Raw genomic sequence first — 19,201 nt, 5'->3', positions numbered from 1 at the left:
GCTATTCGTCACTGTCGATCGGCTTCAACCTCACGATGAAGCGGGCACCCAGGACTGGCCGCTCATCGAGGCTTTTGCCGGGGCCGTAGCGGTTCTCCGCCCAGATCCGTCCGCGATGCGCTTCCACAATCTGCTTGGAGATACTCAACCCCAAGCCGCTGTTCTGACCAAAGGAGCCCTCAGGGCGGTCAGTATGGAAGCGATCAAAGATCTTGTCCATGCTCTCCGGGCGGATGCCGGGCCCGTCATCGTCAACGCAGATCTCGATCTCGCTGCCAATCCGCCGGAGCCGTACGCGGATGGTGCTGCTGGCAGGCGAAAACGAGCGCGCATTGTCGAGCAGGTTGCGCACGACCTGACCGAGCCTGATGTCGTGGCCCATGACGCAGAACGGCCTTTCGAGATGCTCGGCGGGCTGTATGATGCGCAGCACGATCTCGGCCTGATCATCCTGCCGCGTCTCGTTGGCGATGCCGATCACCATGTTGAGCAGCTCGACCAGATCGACTTCCTCGGCCTCGGCCCGGGCGAGCTCCGCATCCAGGCGCGAGGCATCCGAAATATCGGTGATCAGGCGATCGAGCCGCTTCACGTCGTCCTTGATGATCGCCACCAGGCGCCGGCGCTGATCATCGCTCTTGATGTATTCCAGCGTCTCGACGGCGCTGCGCAGGGAGGTCAGCGGGTTCTTCAGCTCGTGCGACACGTCAGCCGCGAAGTTCTCGATGGCGGCAATGCGGCTATAGAGGGCGTTGGTCATGTCGCGCAGCGCGAGGGAGAGGTGGCCGATCTCGTCACGGCGGGCGGAGAAGTCGGGAATCTCGACCCGCTTGTTGACGCCGTGGCGGACCCGCTCGGCGGCCGCAGCAAGGCGCTTGATCGGCTCGGCGATGGTCCCGGCAAGCAGAACCGACAGCAAAACCGTCACCAGCGCCGCAAAGAGGAAGGTGAACAGGATGATGCGCCGCTCGCCGCGCAGGGGTTCATCGATATCGCCACCTTGAGTCGACAGCACCAGCGCTCCCAGCACGGCTCGGAAGCGCTGAATGGGCACCGCCACCGACACGACGATCTCGTGCTTCTCGTTGACGCGCACGACACTGACCGAAGCACCGTTCAACGCCGCGGTGATTTCCGGGAATTCCTTGCCGTTCTCGTTTCCATACTCCTTCTGGAGAGGGTAGTCGTTCGAGAACAGCCAAGTGTTCAACCTGTGCCACAAGGTGGCGAAGATGTTCTCGCGAACGCCCTCCGGTGGCGGCAGGTCGAAGCGGAGAATCTCGCCACGTCCGTAGAGATACTGCGAATCCACGACGAGCAGGCCTTCGCGGTCATATATGCGTGCCCGGGTCTTGGTGGGCGAGATCAGCCGCCGCAGGATCTGCCCCGCGCGTTCCGGATTGATCGGAAATTCGAAGCTGCGGCTCTCGGTCTCGCTGCCGAAGGGGGTGCCGCTCTGGAGGTCGAGGAACCTGTCCGGGTCAATGAGGATGGAATCCGTGTCGACCGTGGCAGAGGCCGCGATCGCGCCGGCAATGATATGGGCCTGGGGTATCAGGCTCTGGACGCGCGCATCGATCAGGCCCTGACGGAACTGGTTGAAATAGAGAATGCCTGAAACGAGGATGATCAGCCCTGCGATGTTCAGCAGGATGATTCGGGCTGTCAGGCTTGACGGGCTGAGCAGGGAAAGGGAGCGAGATGCCGCTAGCTGGTCGCGCTCTTCTTCCGCTTCCGAAGCGCGATCATCATCATCAATGGTATAATCGCGCTCGGTCTCCGCTACCATTCCAGTTCATCGGCTCGCGGGCGCGAGCCCTGCGCTACATTTCCTTGAAGCGATAGCCTACGCCGTAGAGCGTCTCGATCGCGTCAAAATCATCGTCGACCACTTTGAACTTCTTCCGCAGCCGCTTGATGTGGCTGTCGATCGTTCGGTCGTCGACATATACCTGATCATCATAGGCTGCATCCATTAACGCGTCGCGGCTTTTCACCACACCCGGGCGCTGAGCCAACGCCTGCAGGATCAGGAATTCGGTAACCGTCAGGGTCACGCTGTTGCCGTTCCAGGTGCAGGAATGGCGCTCCGGGTCCATAATGAGCGCGCCACGCTCGATCTTCTTGGCCGAAACCTCGCCGGCCGCGGCCGCCTCCCGGTTCTGCGAGCGGCGCAGCACCGCGCGCACCCGTTCGATCAGCAGGCGCTGCGAGAAGGGTTTGCGGATATAGTCGTCAGCGCCCATCTTGAGGCCGAACAACTCGTCGATCTCGTCATCCTTGGAGGTGAGAAAGATGACGGGCATGTCGGTCTTCTGGCGCAGGCGACGCAGCAACTCCATGCCGTCCATGCGCGGCATCTTGATATCGAAGATGGCAATGTCCGGCGGGTTGTCTTCGAGCCCCTTGAGCGCTGCGACCCCGTCGACATAGGTCTGCGTCTGGTAGCCCTCGGCTTCGAGGGCCATGCTCACCGATGTCAGAATATGCCTGTCGTCGTCGACCAACGCAATCGTCGGCATTTTCTTGCCCATGACCGTGAATCCTATTCCAGCGCTCTAGAAGGCGAACAAGGGTAAATTGTGGCGCATATTATGCGTTACAGAGGCCAAGGTGACTGGCATATGAATGAGCGGCCTTGGCAGTCATTGTATGAGCTCTGGGTTATAGCGGACTTACACAACGTGGCGCAACCACCGCGAGAGGAAAGATGAGCAGCCAGTCTATTGATGATGGAACCCGTTCACCTGGGGCATCCGCCCGATATTTGCTTCGCGCGGCGCGCAAGGGGGCTCTTGGCACCTTGCAGGCAGAGGGCGGCGCGCCGCTGGTGACGCTGGTCACGGTTGCAACCGACCCGGTCGGCGCGCCGCTGCTGCTCATGTCGAACCTGGCTTGGCATACGCGCAACCTCAAGGCTGACACTCGCGCTTCCCTGCTGATCGACGGCACCGGGCCCAACGGCGATCCGCTGCAGGGCATCCGCGTGAGTCTGTGGGGGAGAGTGGCGGCAGCGGGCGAGGATGCGCGCGCGCGCTTTCTGGCGCGCCACCCGGAAGCCTCTTTCTACGCCGATTTCAAGGACTTCGCCTTCTATCGCCTGGAGGTGGAAGGCGGCCACTCCGTGGCGGGCTTTGGTCGTATCGTCACCTTTGCCGCACAGGACTTCCTGCTCAACCAGGCACAATTCTCAGATGTTGCGGCGGCGGAAGGCCGCATCGTCGAGCATATGAACGATGATCACGCGGATGCGGTCGCGCTCTATGCGACGAAACTGCTTGGCGCGCCGGCGGGCGCGTGGCGGATGTCGGCGGTGGATCCGGACGGGTGCGACCTGGTGAATGGCCGCGACGTGCTCAGGCTGGCGTTCGATGAGCCTGCGCGCACGGCGGAGGAGGTGCGCAAAGCGCTGGTCGCCCTGGTGAAGAAGGCGCGGGCCATGGAACCGGCTGCCTGAATCGCGACCCCGGCGAAGCGGGTCTATTTGTCGGCGATGCGGGTGACCGGAGTGCGTCCGGCGAGCAGAGCCAGTTCGCTGAAGGCGCGATCGACCCGCTCGCCCAGCAGCGGCTCGAGCTTGGGCGGCAGCGTCAATACCAGTGACCTGTTACCCTCGAGCGAGAGCCCGATCTGCGGCAGCATGCCAGGCATGGCGCCTGACATGACATAGGCCAGGCGCTGGGCCGCGCTGATCAGCCTGGCCCGGGGGATCACGTCATCGTCGATCAGACGCATAAAGGTTTCCGGCGCGTTGTCGGAGAGCGAACCCTCGTAGCGAAAGAACACGGTCAGGGCGAGAAACACGCGGCCTGGATGATCCACGCCGGCGAAGGAGGCTTGAGAGATCAGGGAAAGGCTGCGCTCGCCCCGGTAGTTGGGATGGGTGCGCCAGCCGATATCGGCGAGGAAGCAGGCGGCGTGCCTCAGCTTCTCCTGTTCCGGGGTTTCCTTGAGGCCCGTCTTGCCGAAGAGCTGTCCGGTCCAGTCGCAGAGCTCAAACTCGTGCTCGACAGAGCGGGCATAGCGCCTTGCGAAATCGATGCAGGCAACGATGAGGGGATCGCGCTTGCGCTTGCTCTTCTCGAGCTTCGAGAAAATAAGACCCTCGCGCAGGCCAAAGGCGGAGATGATCACATCCTGCGCCTTGCTGCGCTTGAGCAGACGGTCCATGAGCAGCGCGCCATAAGGCAGGGTGTCGGCGCGGCTTTTCTGGATCACCGGAATGTCGCGGATGGTTTCCGCCGAAAGGCCGCTGACCAGGGCGGCGATGCTGCGCGCGGCGGTGCGGCTCAAGCGGTACTGATGGAGGACATGCAAGGGATAGTGCGTCTGCGCCATGTGCAGGCGCGCGAGGTTTCGCCAAGTGCCGCCTACGGAATAGAACGATCGACCTTTGAGCTTGTCGAGGATCTCAAGATTGGCAAAGGTCTCATCGATGTATTTGCGCGCCTTTTCGATGGAATTGCCGGAGACGTCCAAAAGCCGCAGGGCCCCCAAGGGCACCGTGACCCCTGAGCGGATGGCGCCATCGCGAATTTCCACCAGCTCAAGACTGCCGCCGCCAAGGTCGCCCACCACCCCATCCGCATCGGGGATTCCCGAGAGGACGCCGAGGGCGGCAAGCTCCGCTTCCTTCTTGCCGGAGAGAATGTCGATGCCATGGCCAAGCGCCTCCTCGGCCCGCTCGACGAAGGCCGGCCCGTTTTCAGCCTCACGTGCCGCCGCGGTGGCCACCGCATAGAACTTGTCGACGCCGATCTGATCGCAGAGCAGCCGGAAACGGCCGAGCGCCTTCAACGTGCGCTCGATCGCGTCGTCCGGCAGCCGCCCCGTGAGGGCGAGGCCCCGGCCGAGACCGCACGCGATCTTCTCGTTGAAGATCGGCGCCGGCGCGCGGTTCGGGCCGTCATAGACGACGAGGCGCACCGAGTTGGAGCCGATATCGACAATGCCGACGGGCTGGTACTTTGGCGGCTCGGCGCGCCCAAACCTCTTTCGCTTCACTTAGCTTCCGCCCTGAACCGCCCTCGCATGCTGCGAGATCCTGTGACTCAACGCTGGTGGCAGGCTGTCCTTCAGTGAACTCCCCCGTCCGGACAGGCTGGGGTTGGTCATAAAATATTCGTGGGCGTTGAACAATTCGTCATTAGGACCTGGCTCGATGCGGCGGGAGCGGCCGTCGGGCAACAGCTCCCAGCTCTGCTGGTTGTCCTGAAGCGAGGCGATCATGATCTGGTCCAGCACCTGCTGGTGAACCGTCAGGTTGTGGATGGGCACCAGGGTCTCGCAGCGGCGGTGCAGGTTGCGGTCCATCCAATCGGCGGAGGAGATGTAGACCTTCGCCTTGTCGGAGGGCAGCCCGTGGCCCGCGCCGAAACAGACGATGCGGGAATGCTCCAGGAACCGGCCGATGATGCTCTTGACGCGGATATTGTCGGAGAGGCCCGGGACACCAGGCCTTAGGCAGCAAATGCCGCGTACCACGAGGTCGATCTGCACGCCGGCCTGGCTCGCCTCGTAGAGCTTGTCGATCACCTGCGGGTCGACCAGCGCGTTGAGCTTCGCCCAGATCTGGGCCGGGCGCCCGGCGCGGGCATGGGCGATCTCGGCATCGATATTCTCGAGGATGGTCGTGTGCAGGTTGATGGGCGAGATCGACAGCTCCTCCAGGTCGATGGGCGGCGCGTAGCCGGAAATGAAGTTGAACAGCTTGCTCGCGTCGCGTGCGAGCGCCGGGTCGCAGGTGAAGAAAGACAGGTCCGTGTAGATCTTGGCGGTGATCGGGTGGTAGTTGCCCGTGCCGAAATGCACATAGGTGCGCAGGCCCCCGCCCTCGCGGCGCACAACCATGGACACCTTCGCGTGGGTCTTGAGCTCCAGGAAGCCATAGACCACTTGGGCGCCGGCCCGCTCCAGGTCGCGCGCCCACTGGATATTGGCGGCCTCATCGAACCGCGCCTTGAGTTCGACGATGGCGGTCACCGACTTGCCGGCTTCCGCCGCCTTGGCGAGAGCCGCGACGATGGGCGAGCCGGGCGAGGTGCGGTAGAGGGTCTGCTTGATGGCCACGACGTCCGGGTCTTCCGCTGCCTGCCGGACGAACTGCACCACCACGTCGAAGGATTCGTAGGGGTGGTGCACGATAATGTCCTTCTGGCGAATGGCGGCGAAGCAGTCGCCTCCATGGTCGCGGATGCGCTCGGGAAAGCGCGGATTGAACGGCTTGAACTTGAGGTCCGGGCGCTCGTCGAGGATGAGCTGAGCGGTATCGGCATAGCCGACAAGGCCGCCGCAGATCACGATGTTCTCTTCCGCGACGCGCAGCTCCTCGGCGATGAAGCGCCTGAGCTTGTCGGGCATGGAGGCCTCGACCTCGAGCCGGATCACCGATCCGCGGCGGCGGCGGCGCAGGGCGCTTTCGAATTCGCGGACAAGGTCCTCCGCCTCTTCCTCGATCTCGATATCGCTGTCGCGGATGACCCGGAACACGCCCTTGCCGAGGATCTCGTAGCCTGGGAACAGGCGGGCAATGAAGATCGACAGCACATCCTCCAGCCGCACGAACTTGGCTGAGGGGTTGGCCCCGTCCGAAGCATTTCCAGACGGCAGCCGGATGAAGCGCTCCAGCATGCCCGGGATGGGGATCAGCGCGTTCATGATGTGGTCGTCGCTGGTGCGGCGCAGCCTGAGGCAGAAGGTAAGGCCCTTGTTCAGGATGAAGGGGAAGGGATGGGCCGGATCGATGGCGATCGGGGTCAGGATCGGGAAGATATGATCGAGGAACTGCTGCTCGAGCCACTTCGAGTCATTTTCCGCAAGCGCATCGGGCGCCACCAGATGGATGCCGGCGTCTGCGAGCTCGCGCTGCAGGGTAAGCCAATGCTCGTCCTGCTGGTTCATCAGCTCCTTGGCCAGGGCACGCACCCGCTCCAGCTGCTCGGCAGGGGTGAGGCCGTCGGCGCTGATGGTGGTGACGCCCATGCGGATCTGGCCAATGAGGCCAGCCACGCGCACCATGAAGAACTCATCCAGGTTGTTCGCCGAGATCGACAGGAAGCGGAGCCGCTCCAGCACCGGGTGGTTCTGGTTCTTCGATTCGCCGAGCACACGGAAGTTGAAGCCAAGCCAGGAGATCTCGCGGTTGATGAACCGCTCCGGGCTGTCCGGCGCGACCATGGGGATGATGGCCGCGGGCTTGGCAGCGATCTCCGGTGCGGCGCCGGCATCGGGATCGACCAGTTCGCGGTCGAGCACCACATCATCGATTTCGGCGCCTTTGACGGTCTTGGCTCTCATGGATGGTGTCCTTCTCCCCAATCATGATACCAGCCATATGCATCACGGCTATGAAGGAAAAATGTCCATCAGCCCTGGAATTACGTGCGGTGCTGGCTTTCAGGCTCACTCATGGCGATAATCTCGCGGATGAGAGCGCGGGTGACGGGCGCTTTCCGCTCCAGGCTGGCGCGATCAAGCCGCTCCACGAGAAGTCGCGCTGCGGCGCCGGAGCGTTCCATCCGCGTGATCATATATTCCAGGAGATCGACGCCAACCCGCAGCTGGCGGTCGTCGAACAGCTTCACCAGCACCGCCCGCAGCAGCGCATCGTCCGGCGCAGCGAGTTCGGCCAGCTCGGCAGCGCGCAGCCTGGTGGCCAGGTCGGGCAGCCGGATGTCCCACTGCGCGGGATAGTCTCTCGCGGTGATCAGCAGGTGGCCGCGCTGTTCCTTGGTAAGATTGATGAGGTGAAACAAGGCGTGCTCGTCCATCTGGAACGGCGCGTCTTCCAGGATGACCGCCCCAGAGGCCACCAGCAGCGGCACGGCTTCCTGACTCAGCTCGGGGGATGGGATCAGGGCAGCCTTTGCCGTTGCCTGCCAGACCCGGGCAAGATGACTCTTGCCGCTGCCCTCGGGCCCGACCAGGACCAGCACGCGCGAACGCCAGTGGGGCCAGCGGTCGATCGCATTCACGGCGGCCTGATTGCTCGGCGCGACCAGAAAATCGTCGCGTCCCATGGCCGGCCTGATCGGCAGGCGGAAAGCGAGCTGAGCTGGGCGCTCGGCGCTCTCGGCCCTGTTGCTCATGGCCCCGCGACCTCATCGCGCGCGGGGGCCGGAGGGCCGCCACGCTGCATTTCAGAAATTGCCGGCGCCGGATCCTCCGCAAGGAGCGGCGGCGCGGCGGCCGATTCGCCGAGGAACAGCGGGCTCTCCTTGTAGCGCCGGACCGCGAAACGGACGAGAACGCCGACGCAGGCCGCGAGCGGCACGGCCAGCAACAGGCCTGCGAAGCCGAAGAGGTAGCCGAAGGCGAAGAGGGCGAACATCAGCCAGACCGGGTGCAGCCCCACGCGGTCGCCGACGAGTAGCGGCTGCAGGAAATTGCCCTCGACGAACTGGCCGAACACGAAGACGGCAAGCACGATCAGCACCATGGTCCAGTCCGGCCAGAACTGGACGAGAGCCATGCCGATCGACATGAGAAAGCCGGTGATGGTGCCCACATAGGGAATGAAACTCAGCACGCCGGCGGTGAGCCCGATCAGCAGGCCGAAATTGAGGCCCACGAGGGTCAAGGCGATCGCATAGAAGCTGCCGAGGATCAGGCACACGGTGCCCTGGCCGCGAATGAAGCCGGCCACCGCGGTGTCCATCTCCCGCGCCAGCCCGCGAATCGTCTCCAGCTGGCTGCGGGGTAGGGCGTCGTCGATCATGCCCACCATGCGGTCCCAGTCGTTGAGCATGTAGAATACGACAATGGGCGTGATCACCAGCAGCGAGACGACATTGATGACTGCGAGGCCACCGGTCCACAGGGACGAGAGAATGGTACCCACCCAGCCCGCACCCTTGGTGGCGACGTCCGACAAGTTGCGGGAGAGGTTCTGGTCGGAGACGTCGAACAGATCCTTAAGCCAGAGGGGTGCGTTGCTCTGATAAAGGTTCGACAGCGCCCGCGCATAGTCCGGCAGCCGTTCCGCCAGGCTTGACAGCTGACCGCTCAAGGTCGGCAGCAGGCTCAAGGCCAGGACGACCAGGATCAGCACGAACAGGAGCAGGATGGTCAGGGTGGCCAGAAGGCGACTGAGGCCCAAGCGCTCCAGCCAGTCGGCCAGCGGGTCGAGGAAATAGGCGATGGCGAAGCCGGCGACGAAAGGCAGCAGAATGCCGCTGAACAGGTAAAGCAGCAGCACGGCCGCGACCAGCGCTGCGCTCCAGAAGATCATCTGCCTGTGCAACACCATCGCGACCTCACGTGGTGCGTTCAGATCCCGTTCGCCATGTGGCGCACCCACTCCCGCATATAGGCGGCGCCAGAGAGCACTGTAAATGCCCCGACAACATAGAGCGCAACCGTCATCAACCGACCGACATCCGCACCAAGCGCCAGCACGCCAAGCACCACCCCGGCTAGGAGGATCTGGGCGGTGGTGTTGAACTTGCTGATCCACAGCGGCCGCATCTGCACGGGCTTGTTCAGCAGCCACGACAGCAGGACAGCGCCGACGATGAGGATGTCGCGGCTGACCACGAGGATGACCAGCCATAGCGGCAATGCCTGCAACACGCCAAGGGATACGTAGATGCTGACCAGCAGCAGCTTGTCGGCCAAGGGATCGAGATAGGCGCCGAGCTCGGTGGTGAGCCCGAAGCGCTTGGCTATGAACCCGTCCACCGCATCACTGACGGCGGCTGCGCCGAACGCGACGAGCGCGAACAGGAACTGCCCCGTAATGATCAGCCACACTGTCATGGGGACGAGCAGGATGCGTCCAATGGTGATGATGTTCGGTATGGTCAAGCCCACGCCCCATGGCGCCGCGTCAGGCCGCGGCATTGGCACCTGCACACGCTCCCCGAACGGCTCTCCGCGCTGGTGTAGGTGAGGGCCTGGTCGGTGCTGAATGCCGGGCTCCTTCCTCTCGCGACCATGGCCTCAGCGGGTCTGCAACACCCAAGTATCACCAACCGGCGAGAGTATGAAGCCGCTTCTCGCAAGGTGCTGCTGCAGCTGGGGGACACTTTGCTGGAATTCCATTGTGGTAATGGCGCCCGTGCCGGACAGCGACTCGACATCGATATTGGCAATGCCGGGCGTGGAGAGCAGGCGCCCACGGATGGCCGTCCATTCCGCCAGCGAGGTGAAGGGGACCGCCAAGCGGATCTTCTGGGTCTGCACCGGCGGCTCGTAGCGTTGAGCGGCCACCGACTTCCATTGCTGCTGAATGCTGCCGAACACGGCCGCGGCCGCGGTGGCCAGGGTGCCGTCCAGGTTTCCGTCGGCGATATTGTAGGTCTGGTCGAACGACACCGGACCCGCCGAGGTGAGGCCGTTGGCAGTGACGCGCACCGCATTCATGGCGGTCTGCTCGGCGGTGGCGGTGAGCACGGTTTCCGTCCGATAGCGCACGGCGACGGCATCAAAGGCGGCGGGGTCGCTCGACAGGGCCTTCTCGGCCGTCACGGCGGCTGCATCCGCCGCATCGCCAAGGGGCAGGACGACCGGGGCGACCCCGTTGCGCAGGTCCATTTTCCGCCAGGCGGCCAGCCAGGGATTGTCGTTCGTCCACAGCACCGGACCATCCCGTCCGATCCAGACCGGAAGAATCGTCGTGGGCGGTGCCTGGGTCTCGGTGAACTCCACCCCGCGGCGATCGAGCAGCTCGCGTATCTTGTCGGGAAGGAAGCTGATGGTCAGCGTGGCGATATAGCGGTTGGGTCCGGTCTGCTCCTTCTGGACCGACATGCTGGACATCATGCGACCGATGCGCGCCGCGTCCAGCGAGGCAAGCCGCGCCGCCTGCTCCGGTGGGGCTATCCGCTCGATCAGCTCGTGAAAGGCCTTGACCTGCGCCTCGCTGATGGCCTTCAGCTTGGCCTGCTGCGGATCCTTCGCGGTGACGTCCACCTCGATATTGGATACGGTGAAGGGATCGGCGGCGGCACCGGGGCTGCCGGGCACCGCGAGCGCGCAGAACAGGGCGAGCATCAGCACACCAGTCCAGCTCCCGATCGGGGCTCGCCGGAGCCATATGAGTACGCCGGCGAGCCGGGACGGGCGTGAATGAGCGATCATCGACTGAAGAACCTTCATCCCTGAGCACTGGACGACTTGTGTGCCGCCCGCTTTTCTGCTTGTTCTCGCGTTAATCGTAAACCTCGATCGCGCAACGGAGCGTTTGCCCCTTATGACCGTAGAGCCACCGGCCGCAAGGCCTAATGGATACACCTATAGCGATGCCGGCGTCGATATCAATGCGGGCAACGCTTTGGTGGAAGCCATAAAGCCGATCGCGCGGGCCACGGCACGACCCGGCGCCGATGCGGCTCTGGGCGGCTTCGGTGGTGTGTTCGACCTGAAGGCGCTCAATTACCGCGACCCGCTGCTGGTCGCCGCCAATGACGGCGTGGGCACCAAGCTCAAAGTCGCCATAGAAAGTGGCCGCCATGAGACCATCGGCATCGATCTCGTTGCCATGTGCGTGAACGATCTGATCGTCCAGGGCGCCGAGCCCATCTTCTTTCTCGACTATTTCGCGACCGGGCGGCTGGAGGTTGATGCGGCGCGGGCGGTGATCGCCGGCATCGGCGAAGGATGCCGCCAGGCGGGCGCTGCGCTGATCGGCGGTGAAACGGCGGAGATGCCAGGCATGTACGCGGCGGGCGATTACGACCTCGCGGGCTTTGCGGTGGGCGTGGTCGAGCGCGACCGGCTGTTGCCACGCGGCGACGTCGCCGTTGGCGATGTGATCCTCGGGCTCGCCTCGTCCGGTGCCCATTCCAACGGCTATTCGCTGATCCGGCGCCTCGTTTCGGACCACAAGCTCGCCTACGCTGCCCCGGCACCATTCGCGCCGGAGCTGTCGCTGGGAGAGGCGCTGCTGGCGCCGACCCGGATCTATGTGCCGAGCCTTCTGGCCTGCCTGCGCCATTCGAGCGCGATCAAGGCGATTGCCCATATCACCGGCGGCGGCCTTACCGAGAACGTGCCGCGAGTGCTGCCCGATGGCACGGCGGCCGCCTTCGATCTGAACACTTTCGACATGCCGCCGCTGTTCCACTGGCTCGCCGATCTCGGCGCGATCGCGCCAGAGGAGATGCTGCGCACCTTCAACTGCGGTATCGGCATGGTGGTGGTGACCTCGGCGGAGGATGCGGGCGATATTGCGGCCCGGCTGCGCGCGGCGGGGGAGACCGTGTTCGCGATCGGCCGGATCGAGGCGCAGGGGAGCGGAGAGCGGGTGCGGTATCGCGGGCAGCTGCGGCGTGGAGCCTGATCCGGTGAGCAAGCTGCGCGTGGGTGTTCTCATTTCCGGCCGGGGCAGCAACCTTGCTGCGCTGATCGACGCCGCAAGAGCCCCGGACTATCCCGCCGAGATCGTGCTGGTGATCTCGAACCGGCCACAGGCGGCAGGGCTCGACCGGGCGCGGGCAGCGGGCATTCCGGTCCGGGCGCTGGACCACAAGCTGGCGGAAAGCCGCGAGGCCTTCGATCGGACCATGGATGAGGCTTTGCGCGCGGCGGGGGTCGAGTTCGTCTGCATGGCCGGCTACCTGCGCGTCCTGTCAGACGGCTTCGTCGATGCCTGGCATAATCGGATGATCAATATTCATCCGGCGCTGCTGCCGGCCTATCCCGGCCTCGACACCCACCGGCGCGTGCTGGCGGATGGCGGCCGCATCACCGGCTGCACCGTGCACTACGTGCGCAAGGCGGTCGACACCGGCCCGATCATCGCACAGGCGGCGGTGCCCGTGGTGGCGGGGGACGACGAAGCCTCGCTGGCCGCGCGCGTGCTGGCGGCGGAGCATGTGCTCTATCCCTTTGCCCTGCGGCTGGTCGCTTCGGGCCAAGTGACGGTCGCTGGGGATGAGATCCGCTATGCGGGCATGGCGGATCGCGCGGGGCCGGCGCTGTTCTCGCCTATGCCCTGAGAGGCTTCAGGCCCGGGCCACACCCGTGGCGCTCGCCTGCTGCTCCTGCTCGATGCGCTGCTGGTACATGGCGGCGAAGTCGATCGGGTCGAGCATGAGCGGCGGGAAACCGCCATTGCGCGTTGCATCCGCCAAGATCTGGCGGGCGAAGGGGAAGAGCATGCGCGGGCATTCGATCAGCACCACCGGATGCAGCATTTCCTGCGGTATGCCCTCGAGGCGGAAGATGCCGGCATAGAGCATCTCCGCCTGGAACACGACTGTATCAGTGCCGGTGGCCTTCGCCTCGAGATGGATCTCCACCTCGTAGTCGGTGGGCGCGAGGGTCCTGGCGTTCACATGGACAGCAATATCGATCTTGGGTTGGGCGAGCTGGCCGGACAACGATTGCGGCGCGTTGGGGTTCTCGAAGGAGAGGTCCTTGAGATATTGGGCGAGCACCCGCATCGACGGCTTCTGCGCTGCTGCGCCGCCTGGCTGGCCGGCGCCGGGGATACTGCCTGCCCCGCCATTGCCATTCGTGTTTGAGTTGTCGGCCATAATGTTCGATCCATATCCGGTTGAGGCGCCTTACGGCCGCTGGGCTAACATGGTTCTTGGGCGGCTGCAAGGCACGGGGCAGACAACGCGCCGAGTTATCCTCGCCACGGCGAGGGCGGCCGCTGACCGCCCGGGGGACTGCCGCCTGAGCCACTGCTGCCGCCCGGCGCGTTGGGCTCGGGCGGGGTCAGATCCTCGACGAGTTCCCCCTCAATGACGGGACCCTCACCGGTGGTGCGGTGGTCAGAACGGAACGGCCCTGCGCCGCCGCGCATTCCATTGCCACCCACGTGGATCGAAACGTTGGCGGATCGTCGCACCTTTTCGAGAATAATGCGAGCAATCATGACGCGCACGGGAGGAATGAGAAGGGCGAAGGCGACGAGGTCGGTGAGAAAGCCCGGAATGGCCAGCAGGATGCCAGCCACGACGAGGAACGCGCCATGGACGACGGAGCCGACCGGCATTGCGTTCTGCCTGAGGGAATCCCGCGCTTTGGTCAGCAGGGAAAAGCCCTGCAATCTCACGATCCAAAGGCCGACGACCGCCGACAGCACGACAAGCAGGATGGTCAGCGGAGCCCCCAGCCATTCGCCGACCTTGATGAATACCGCGATCTCGAGCAGCGGAAGGGCGAGGAGGACGAGAAGGATGATGAAGCGCAAATGCAATGCCCTCGGGCTTTTAAGTCGATGCCGGTCGCGCCCGCCAGCCGAATAATCGCATTAAAATTGACCAACCGGGACCATGGCCGTTGGACGCGTCTTTAGATGTCTTATATCTTGTCGTGAGTAGGACCACGCAATATGTCCGTTACGACTGTAGGCCAACTCACCGTGACGGCGTTTGACCCCAAGGACCGGATGGGCCGGATCACCACATGAATGAAGCCTTTGACCCACTCAACCTTCTGCTGCTTGGCGTCGCCGTGGTGATTTTTTTACGGCTGCGTAGCGTCTTGGGCCGCCGTACCGGCAACGAGCGCCCGCCGGTCGATCCGTTCGCCCGAACCGAACGGGACCGGGCGAAGGCCCCGGCGGCCACCCAAGATGGCAAGGTGGTCACCCTGCCTCAGCGCGATGGGCGGCCGAGCGAGCCGGTGGCGGTGATGCAGAACGAAGAGAAGGCAGCGGTCTGGAAGGGTTATGCGGAGGAAGGCTCTGCCGCAGCGGCGGGACTGGACGCTATCGCCCGGGCTGACGCGAGTTTCACACCGAAAGGCTTTCTCGAAGGAGCTCGGGCTGCTTACGAGATGATCGTGGTGGCCTTCGCCGAAGGCGACCGGCTCACGCTGCGCAACCTGCTGAGCAAGGACGTGTTCGACGGGTTCAGTGCCGCCCTCGACGAGAGAGAGCGCGAAGGGCTGGTGAACGAGACCACCTTTGTCGGCATAGATCAGGCCACCATCACCGATGCACGGCTGGTCGGCCGCCAGGCCTCGGTGACCGTAAGGTTCGCGAGCCAGCTGATCACCACGATCAAGAACCGGGCCGGGGATGTGGTGGACGGCGATCCCAAGAAGATCCGCGATGTCGTGGACGTGTGGACATTCTCGCGCGACGTGAAATCGCGGGATCCCAATTGGAGCCTGGTTGCGACCGAGGCACCCTCGGCGTGAGCTGGCCGCCGCTGAGCGCGGCGGCGATGGGCACCCATCCTTAACCAACCTGGGCTAGGCAGTGAAGAGATTGTTCGGCTTCACGCCGAACACGCTTGGAGGCATGCTGCGCCGGGCGTGAGGGGTACATATAAGAGATCTGTTCTGTCGATGCCTGTGACCGTACCGAGTTGCTCGTGCGGGAGGCCGAACAGGCGTTACGGGCGCCAAGCGGCGCTCGCCCTGTTCTCTCTTCTCGCCTTTTTCGCATGGTGGTCCATGGAGACCATTGAAGCCAAGACACTCACGCCCGTGGATTATGCCAGCATGCCGGGCTGGGCTGCCGATGACCATGCGGAGGCCTTTGCTGCCTTCAGGCTGTCATGCCGGGAACTCGTCGACACGGGCCGCGGATTTGCGGGTTCGCCCAAATTTGCGGGACGCTGGAAGGATTGGCTGCCCGTTTGCAAGACCGCTCTGGCTGCAGGGGCGGCGCTGTCTCCCGCGCAGGCGCGCGCCTTCTTCGAAAAGCATTTCATACCCTTCACGGTGAAGCTGCCGGCCAATGGCACAAGCCTGTTCACCGGCTATTTCGAGCCGGAGGTGGAAGGCTCGCTCAAGCCAGGCGGTCCCTATGTGGTGCCGCTCTATGGCAAGCCGGCCGATCTCGTTGCGTTCGATGCGGCGACGGAGAAGCGGATCGGCGTGCGCTATGGCCGTCGGGTGAACGGCCAGGCGCGGCCTTACTGGACACGACAGGAAATCGAGCAGGGCGCGCTGAAAGGCCGCGGCCTGGAGCTGGTCTGGCTGAAGAGCTGGGCAGATGCCTTCTTCATCCATGTGCAGGGATCGGGGCGGGTGCGCTTGGCCGACGGCCAGGTGATGCGGGTGGGTTTCGCCGCGAAGTCCGGGCATCCCTATACGCCGATCGGACGGGTGCTGGTCGAACGGGGGGAGCTTGCCCGTGACCAGGTGTCCATGCAGAGCATTCTGGACTGGCTGGCCCGGCATCCCGATCAGGCCCGGGCGCTCATGTGGCAGAACAAGTCCTTCATCTTCTTCCGCAAGGTCGAGTTCGACCGGCCCGACCTCGGGCCGCCGGGTGCCCAGCAGGTGCAGCTCACGCCGGAGCGCAGCCTTGCGGTCGACCGCAGCTATTACGCACTCGGCACGCCCATTTGGCTGGACGTTGCAGTGCCTGCAGGGTCGCAAGGCGCGCTCGTGCCCATGCGCCGGCTGATGGTGGCGCAGGACACGGGCACGGCGATCAAGGGCCAAGTGCGAGGCGACGTGTTCTGGGGCGCGGGGCCGCGCGCGGCCCAAATTGCCGGGCTGATGCAAAGCCCCGGGCGGATGACCATCCTCGTGCCCCATGCGGTCGCCGCGCGACTTGCGCGTTGACGGCCATGGACGGGCGGCGGCGGAAGCAGGGTGCCAAGGTTCCGGACATGGAGCTTTGGCTGAAGGTCACGGAAAGCGTGACGCCACTGCACAAGCGTGCCCGATCGTCGACTTCCATCAGCACCAGCGATCCGGCCCAGGAGCCGCCGAAGCATTCGGAGCCGCGGCGGCGCGCCCGTGACACTGCGGCTGCGACACGCAAGGCGTCAGTGGCCCGGGTGCCGGCGACGCAAGCCCCCAAATTGCCACCGCTCACCGGTATCGACCGGCGTACCAGCCAAAGACTGCTGCGCGGCCAAATCGCCATTGAAGCGCGAATCGATCTCCACGGTGAAAGCGCCGAGACCGCACGGGTGCGGCTTTTTGCCTATCTCAGCCAAGCCTATGAGCGAGGCAACCGCTTCGTGATCGTAATCACCGGGAAGGGTTCAGCCCCGCTTGCCCGGCACATGCTGCATGGGCTCGACCCCTATGACACGCCAGAGCGGGCCGGGCGCCTGCGCCGTGCCGTGCCGGAATGGCTGAACGAGCCGCAGTTCCGCCGCATCGTTTCGGGCTTTCAGCCGGCGCATCCCAAGCATGGCGGCGGCGGTGCGCTCTATGTGCGCTTGCGCAAGAACCCCGATCGCCGCCCATGACACCGTTCGGCCAGAGACTGCGCGAGCTACGCGCCGCCCGCGGGATAGCGCTTAAGGAGATGGCGGCCGGGATCGGCGTTTCGGCCGCCTATCTCTCCGCGCTCGAGCACGGCAAGCGCGGGCAGCCTAGCTGGCCGTTGCTGCAGCGGATCATCGCCTATCTCAACGTCATCTGGGATGACGCGGAGGAGCTGATCCGGCTCGCGCATATTTCCAAGCCACGGGCGGTGATCGATACGGGCGGGCTTTCCCCCAAGGCCACGGAGCTCGCCAACCTCCTGGCCGAACGGATCAGTACGCTGAGTGAGGAGCAGCTGGACAGCCTCTTGCAGCAGCTGCGCGGCAGCGGGTGACGCGCGTAGCGGTTCGCGCCCGTCACAGCAGGCCGAGTTCCTTTTGCACCCTCTTGGGCAGGCCTGCGGCCACCAGCCGATGGCTCTCAGCGATATAGTCCTGGAGCGCAGCATCATCCATGGACTCGCCGGTCCGGCGCTGGATCCATTTCATGCCGCGCGAGGCGAGGTAGGGTGCCGGCCGCAAGCCTGGCTGCTCCTTCAGGATGTCATAGGCAATGTCGGAGCACTTGAAGGTGACGGCCAGTTCCGGACCATCGCCCCAGCCGGCGACGGCGAAGACCTTGCCGCCGACCTTCCAGACGTGAGAGCCGCCCCACTGCACGACGTGGGTGCTGTGGGGAAGCGAGGCGCAGAAGCTGTTGTAGTCCTCAACCTCCATTCGCCTCCCCCCGGCCGTCAAAGGATGAACTTGGATAAATCCGCGTTCTTCGCCAGGTCGCCGATGCGCTCGCGCACGTAATCCGCATCGATCGTGATCGTGGCGCCCGATTTGTCGCCGGCATCGAAGCTGATCTCATCGAGCACCCGCTCCATCACCGTATGCAGCCGGCGTGCCCCGATATTCTCGACGCTCGAGTTGATCTCGACGGCGAGGTCCGCCAGTGCGTCGACGCCGTTATCCGAGAAGTTCAGCGTTACCCCTTCGGTGGCCATCAGAGCCTTGTACTGGCGGATGAGGCTCGCTTCCGGCTCGGTGAGGATCCGCCGGAAGTCGTCGCGGGTGAGCGGGTTGAGCTCCACCCGGATCGGCAGCCGGCCCTGCAGCTCGGGCAGCAGGTCCGAGGGTTTGGCGATGTGGAAGGCGCCGGATGCGATGAACAGCACGTGATCGCTCTTCACCGGGCCGTACTTGGTGGCGACGGTCGTACCCTCCAGAAGCGGCAGCAGATCGCGCTGCACGCCCTCGCGGCTGACGTCGCCGCCAATCCGCTCGCCCGAGCGGGCGCAGACCTTGTCCAGCTCGTCCAGGAACACAATGCCGTGGTTCTCCGCCAGGGCGATGGCCTCCTGGGTGATCTGGTCCTGGTCGAGAAGCTTGTCGGATTCCTCCGCGATCAGCACGTCATAGCTCGCCCGCACCGTCATGCGCCGCGGCTTGGTGCGCTGGCCGAAGGCCTTGCCGAGCATATCGCTGAGATTGACCATGCCGATCTGTGCGCCGGGCATGCCGGGGATCTCGAAGGAGGGCATGCCGCCGGTGTCGAGCACCTGGATCTCCACCTCCTTGTCGTCGAGCTCGCCGGCGCGGAGCTTGCGGCGGAACGCATCGCGGGTCGACTCGGTCGCGCTCTTGCCCACGAGCGCATCGAGGACCCGGTCTTCCGCATGGAGCTGTGCGGCAGCCTCCACCTCCTTGCGCCGCTTCTGGCGCACCAGGCCAATCGACACTTCCATGAGATCGCGGATGATCTGTTCCACGTCGCGACCCACATAGCCCACCTCCGTGAACTTCGTGGCCTCGATCTTGATGAAGGGCGCATTGGCCAGCTTGGCGAGCCGCCGGGCGATCTCGGTCTTGCCGACGCCGGTCGGGCCAATCATCAGGATGTTCTTGGGCAGGACCTCCTCTCGCAGTCCTTCCTCCAGCTGCTGGCGCCGCCAGCGGTTGCGCAGGGCGATGGCCACGGCGCGCTTGGCATCGCGCTGGCCCACGATATAGCGGTCGAGCTCGGAAACGATCTCGCGCGGTGAGAAGTCGGTCATTTAACTCTCGCTCGGGACACTAAGCAG

The 19,201-nt window shown here is 64.5% G+C and carries 19 protein-coding genes; 7 read left to right on the top strand and 12 right to left on the bottom strand.

The genetic code is table 11. From position 1 onward, the window contains the following. Position 1 precedes the first annotated feature (1 nt). A complete protein-coding gene (locus E4P09_RS04835) occupies positions 2 to 1,789 on the bottom strand; it encodes a sensor histidine kinase (protein ID WP_137388408.1) in 1,788 nt (595 codons plus the stop codon). Between the two features lie 34 nt (positions 1,790 to 1,823). Next, positions 1,824 to 2,522 (bottom strand): response regulator transcription factor, encoded by a 699-nt coding sequence (locus E4P09_RS04830; RefSeq protein WP_137389242.1) that lies wholly within the window; start codon positions 2,520 to 2,522, stop codon positions 1,824 to 1,826. A gap of 188 nt (positions 2,523 to 2,710) precedes the next feature. Between E4P09_RS04830 and E4P09_RS04825 the strand changes: the two genes are divergently transcribed. Next, the gene (locus E4P09_RS04825; RefSeq protein ID WP_137388407.1) at positions 2,711 to 3,457 is read left to right on the top strand and encodes a HugZ family pyridoxamine 5'-phosphate oxidase; all 747 of its coding nucleotides are present in this window, start codon (positions 2,711 to 2,713) and stop codon (positions 3,455 to 3,457) included. Between the two features lie 23 nt (positions 3,458 to 3,480). Here E4P09_RS04825 and ppx read toward each other — a convergent pair whose 3' ends face one another. The 6 genes from ppx to E4P09_RS04795 form a co-directional block, all read right to left on the bottom strand. Next, complete coding sequence (ppx, locus tag E4P09_RS04820; RefSeq protein WP_137388406.1) at positions 3,481 to 5,004, bottom strand: exopolyphosphatase; 1,524 nt, start codon at positions 5,002 to 5,004, stop codon at positions 3,481 to 3,483. Further along, complete coding sequence (locus E4P09_RS04815; RefSeq protein WP_239025093.1) at positions 5,005 to 7,176, bottom strand: RNA degradosome polyphosphate kinase; 2,172 nt, start codon at positions 7,174 to 7,176, stop codon at positions 5,005 to 5,007. Between the two features lie 200 nt (positions 7,177 to 7,376). Beyond that, positions 7,377 to 8,087 (bottom strand): P-loop NTPase family protein, encoded by a 711-nt coding sequence (locus tag E4P09_RS04810; RefSeq protein WP_137388404.1) that lies wholly within the window; start codon positions 8,085 to 8,087, stop codon positions 7,377 to 7,379. Then, positions 8,084 to 9,247, bottom strand: a complete 1,164-nt coding sequence (locus E4P09_RS04805) for an AI-2E family transporter (protein WP_137388403.1) — start codon at positions 9,245 to 9,247, stop codon at positions 8,084 to 8,086. Before E4P09_RS04805 ends, E4P09_RS04810 begins: the two co-directional genes overlap by 4 nt. A gap of 20 nt (positions 9,248 to 9,267) precedes the next feature. Then, on the bottom strand, positions 9,268 to 9,840 hold the full coding sequence (locus E4P09_RS04800) for a CDP-alcohol phosphatidyltransferase family protein (protein ID WP_338048984.1): 573 nt from the start codon (positions 9,838 to 9,840) through the stop codon (positions 9,268 to 9,270). Positions 9,841 to 9,939: 99 nt separating this feature from the next. Next, positions 9,940 to 10,992 carry a DUF2066 domain-containing protein gene (locus E4P09_RS04795; protein WP_239025092.1) on the bottom strand — a complete coding sequence of 351 codons (1,053 nt, stop codon included), beginning with the start codon at positions 10,990 to 10,992 and terminating at the stop codon, positions 9,940 to 9,942. 199 nt (positions 10,993 to 11,191) lie between these two features. On the opposite strand from E4P09_RS04795, the gene purM reads away from it, so the two are divergent. Next, positions 11,192 to 12,280, top strand: a complete 1,089-nt coding sequence (gene purM, locus E4P09_RS04790) for a phosphoribosylformylglycinamidine cyclo-ligase (protein WP_137388401.1) — start codon at positions 11,192 to 11,194, stop codon at positions 12,278 to 12,280. Positions 12,281 to 12,284: 4 nt separating this feature from the next. Then, entirely contained in the window at positions 12,285 to 12,938 is a 654-nt protein-coding gene (gene purN / locus E4P09_RS04785; protein WP_170984140.1) for a phosphoribosylglycinamide formyltransferase, read from the top strand. A 6-nt stretch (positions 12,939 to 12,944) separates the two neighbouring features. Here the strand turns inward: purN and secB are convergent, their stop codons facing one another. Both secB and E4P09_RS04775 read right to left on the bottom strand, forming a co-directional pair. Beyond that, a complete protein-coding gene (gene secB / locus E4P09_RS04780) occupies positions 12,945 to 13,478 on the bottom strand; it encodes a protein-export chaperone SecB (protein WP_137388399.1) in 534 nt (177 codons plus the stop codon). Positions 13,479 to 13,573: 95 nt separating this feature from the next. Next, a complete protein-coding gene (locus E4P09_RS04775; RefSeq protein ID WP_170984230.1) occupies positions 13,574 to 14,143 on the bottom strand; it encodes an FxsA family protein in 570 nt (189 codons plus the stop codon). Positions 14,144 to 14,358: 215 nt separating this feature from the next. Between E4P09_RS04775 and E4P09_RS04770 the strand changes: the two genes are divergently transcribed. The 4 genes from E4P09_RS04770 (at position 14,359) to E4P09_RS04755 (ending at position 17,467) form a co-directional block, all read left to right on the top strand. Further along, entirely contained in the window at positions 14,359 to 15,096 is a 738-nt protein-coding gene (locus E4P09_RS04770; RefSeq protein ID WP_137388397.1) for a Tim44/TimA family putative adaptor protein, read from the top strand. A gap of 258 nt (positions 15,097 to 15,354) precedes the next feature. Beyond that, the gene (mltA, locus tag E4P09_RS04765) at positions 15,355 to 16,476 is read left to right on the top strand and encodes a murein transglycosylase A (RefSeq protein WP_170984229.1); all 1,122 of its coding nucleotides are present in this window, start codon (positions 15,355 to 15,357) and stop codon (positions 16,474 to 16,476) included. Positions 16,477 to 16,523: 47 nt separating this feature from the next. Beyond that, positions 16,524 to 17,114 (top strand): Smr/MutS family protein, encoded by a 591-nt coding sequence (locus E4P09_RS04760; protein WP_239025025.1) that lies wholly within the window; start codon positions 16,524 to 16,526, stop codon positions 17,112 to 17,114. Then, positions 17,111 to 17,467 carry a helix-turn-helix domain-containing protein gene (locus E4P09_RS04755; RefSeq protein ID WP_137388395.1) on the top strand — a complete coding sequence of 119 codons (357 nt, stop codon included), beginning with the start codon at positions 17,111 to 17,113 and terminating at the stop codon, positions 17,465 to 17,467. Before E4P09_RS04760 ends, E4P09_RS04755 begins: the two co-directional genes overlap by 4 nt. 22 nt (positions 17,468 to 17,489) lie before the next feature. Here the strand turns inward: E4P09_RS04755 and E4P09_RS04750 are convergent, their stop codons facing one another. Next, positions 17,490 to 17,849 (bottom strand): MmcQ/YjbR family DNA-binding protein, encoded by a 360-nt coding sequence (locus tag E4P09_RS04750; RefSeq protein ID WP_137388394.1) that lies wholly within the window; start codon positions 17,847 to 17,849, stop codon positions 17,490 to 17,492. A gap of 17 nt (positions 17,850 to 17,866) precedes the next feature. Continuing rightward, positions 17,867 to 19,174, bottom strand: coding sequence for an ATP-dependent protease ATPase subunit HslU (gene hslU / locus E4P09_RS04745; protein ID WP_137388393.1), 1,308 nt, complete (start codon positions 19,172 to 19,174; stop codon positions 17,867 to 17,869). Between the last annotated feature and the right edge of the window lie 27 nt (positions 19,175 to 19,201).

Source organism: Rhodoligotrophos defluvii (assembly GCF_005281615.1).
Lineage (GTDB): Bacteria > Pseudomonadota > Alphaproteobacteria > Rhizobiales > Im1 > Rhodoligotrophos > Rhodoligotrophos defluvii.
This window is presented reverse-complemented; position numbering and strand designations above follow the sequence as displayed.

Excerpts from the sequence above, each read along its gene's own strand:
- E4P09_RS04810 (WP_137388404.1), bottom strand. The coding sequence starts at position 8,087 with ATGAGCAACAGGGCCGAGAGCGCCGAGCGCCCAGCTCAGCTCGCTTTC.
- secB (WP_137388399.1), bottom strand. The coding sequence starts at position 13,478 with ATGGCCGACAACTCAAACACGAATGGCAATGGCGGGGCAGGCAGTATC.
- E4P09_RS04760 (WP_239025025.1), top strand. The coding sequence starts at position 16,524 with ATGGAGCTTTGGCTGAAGGTCACGGAAAGCGTGACGCCACTGCACAAG.
- E4P09_RS04800 (WP_338048984.1), bottom strand. The coding sequence starts at position 9,840 with ATGCCGCGGCCTGACGCGGCGCCATGGGGCGTGGGCTTGACCATACCG.
- E4P09_RS04795 (WP_239025092.1), bottom strand. The coding sequence starts at position 10,992 with ATGCTCGCCCTGTTCTGCGCGCTCGCGGTGCCCGGCAGCCCCGGTGCC.
- hslU (WP_137388393.1), bottom strand. The coding sequence starts at position 19,174 with ATGACCGACTTCTCACCGCGCGAGATCGTTTCCGAGCTCGACCGCTAT.
- E4P09_RS04805 (WP_137388403.1), bottom strand. The coding sequence starts at position 9,247 with ATGGTGTTGCACAGGCAGATGATCTTCTGGAGCGCAGCGCTGGTCGCG.
- E4P09_RS04835 (WP_137388408.1), bottom strand. The coding sequence starts at position 1,789 with ATGGTAGCGGAGACCGAGCGCGATTATACCATTGATGATGATGATCGC.
- E4P09_RS04755 (WP_137388395.1), top strand. The coding sequence starts at position 17,111 with ATGACACCGTTCGGCCAGAGACTGCGCGAGCTACGCGCCGCCCGCGGG.
- E4P09_RS04770 (WP_137388397.1), top strand. The coding sequence starts at position 14,359 with ATGAATGAAGCCTTTGACCCACTCAACCTTCTGCTGCTTGGCGTCGCC.
- purM (WP_137388401.1), top strand. The coding sequence starts at position 11,192 with ATGACCGTAGAGCCACCGGCCGCAAGGCCTAATGGATACACCTATAGC.
- E4P09_RS04830 (WP_137389242.1), bottom strand. The coding sequence starts at position 2,522 with ATGCCGACGATTGCGTTGGTCGACGACGACAGGCATATTCTGACATCG.
- E4P09_RS04825 (WP_137388407.1), top strand. The coding sequence starts at position 2,711 with ATGAGCAGCCAGTCTATTGATGATGGAACCCGTTCACCTGGGGCATCC.
- E4P09_RS04750 (WP_137388394.1), bottom strand. The coding sequence starts at position 17,849 with ATGGAGGTTGAGGACTACAACAGCTTCTGCGCCTCGCTTCCCCACAGC.
- mltA (WP_170984229.1), top strand. The coding sequence starts at position 15,355 with ATGGAGACCATTGAAGCCAAGACACTCACGCCCGTGGATTATGCCAGC.
- E4P09_RS04815 (WP_239025093.1), bottom strand. The coding sequence starts at position 7,176 with ATGGTCGCGCCGGACAGCCCGGAGCGGTTCATCAACCGCGAGATCTCC.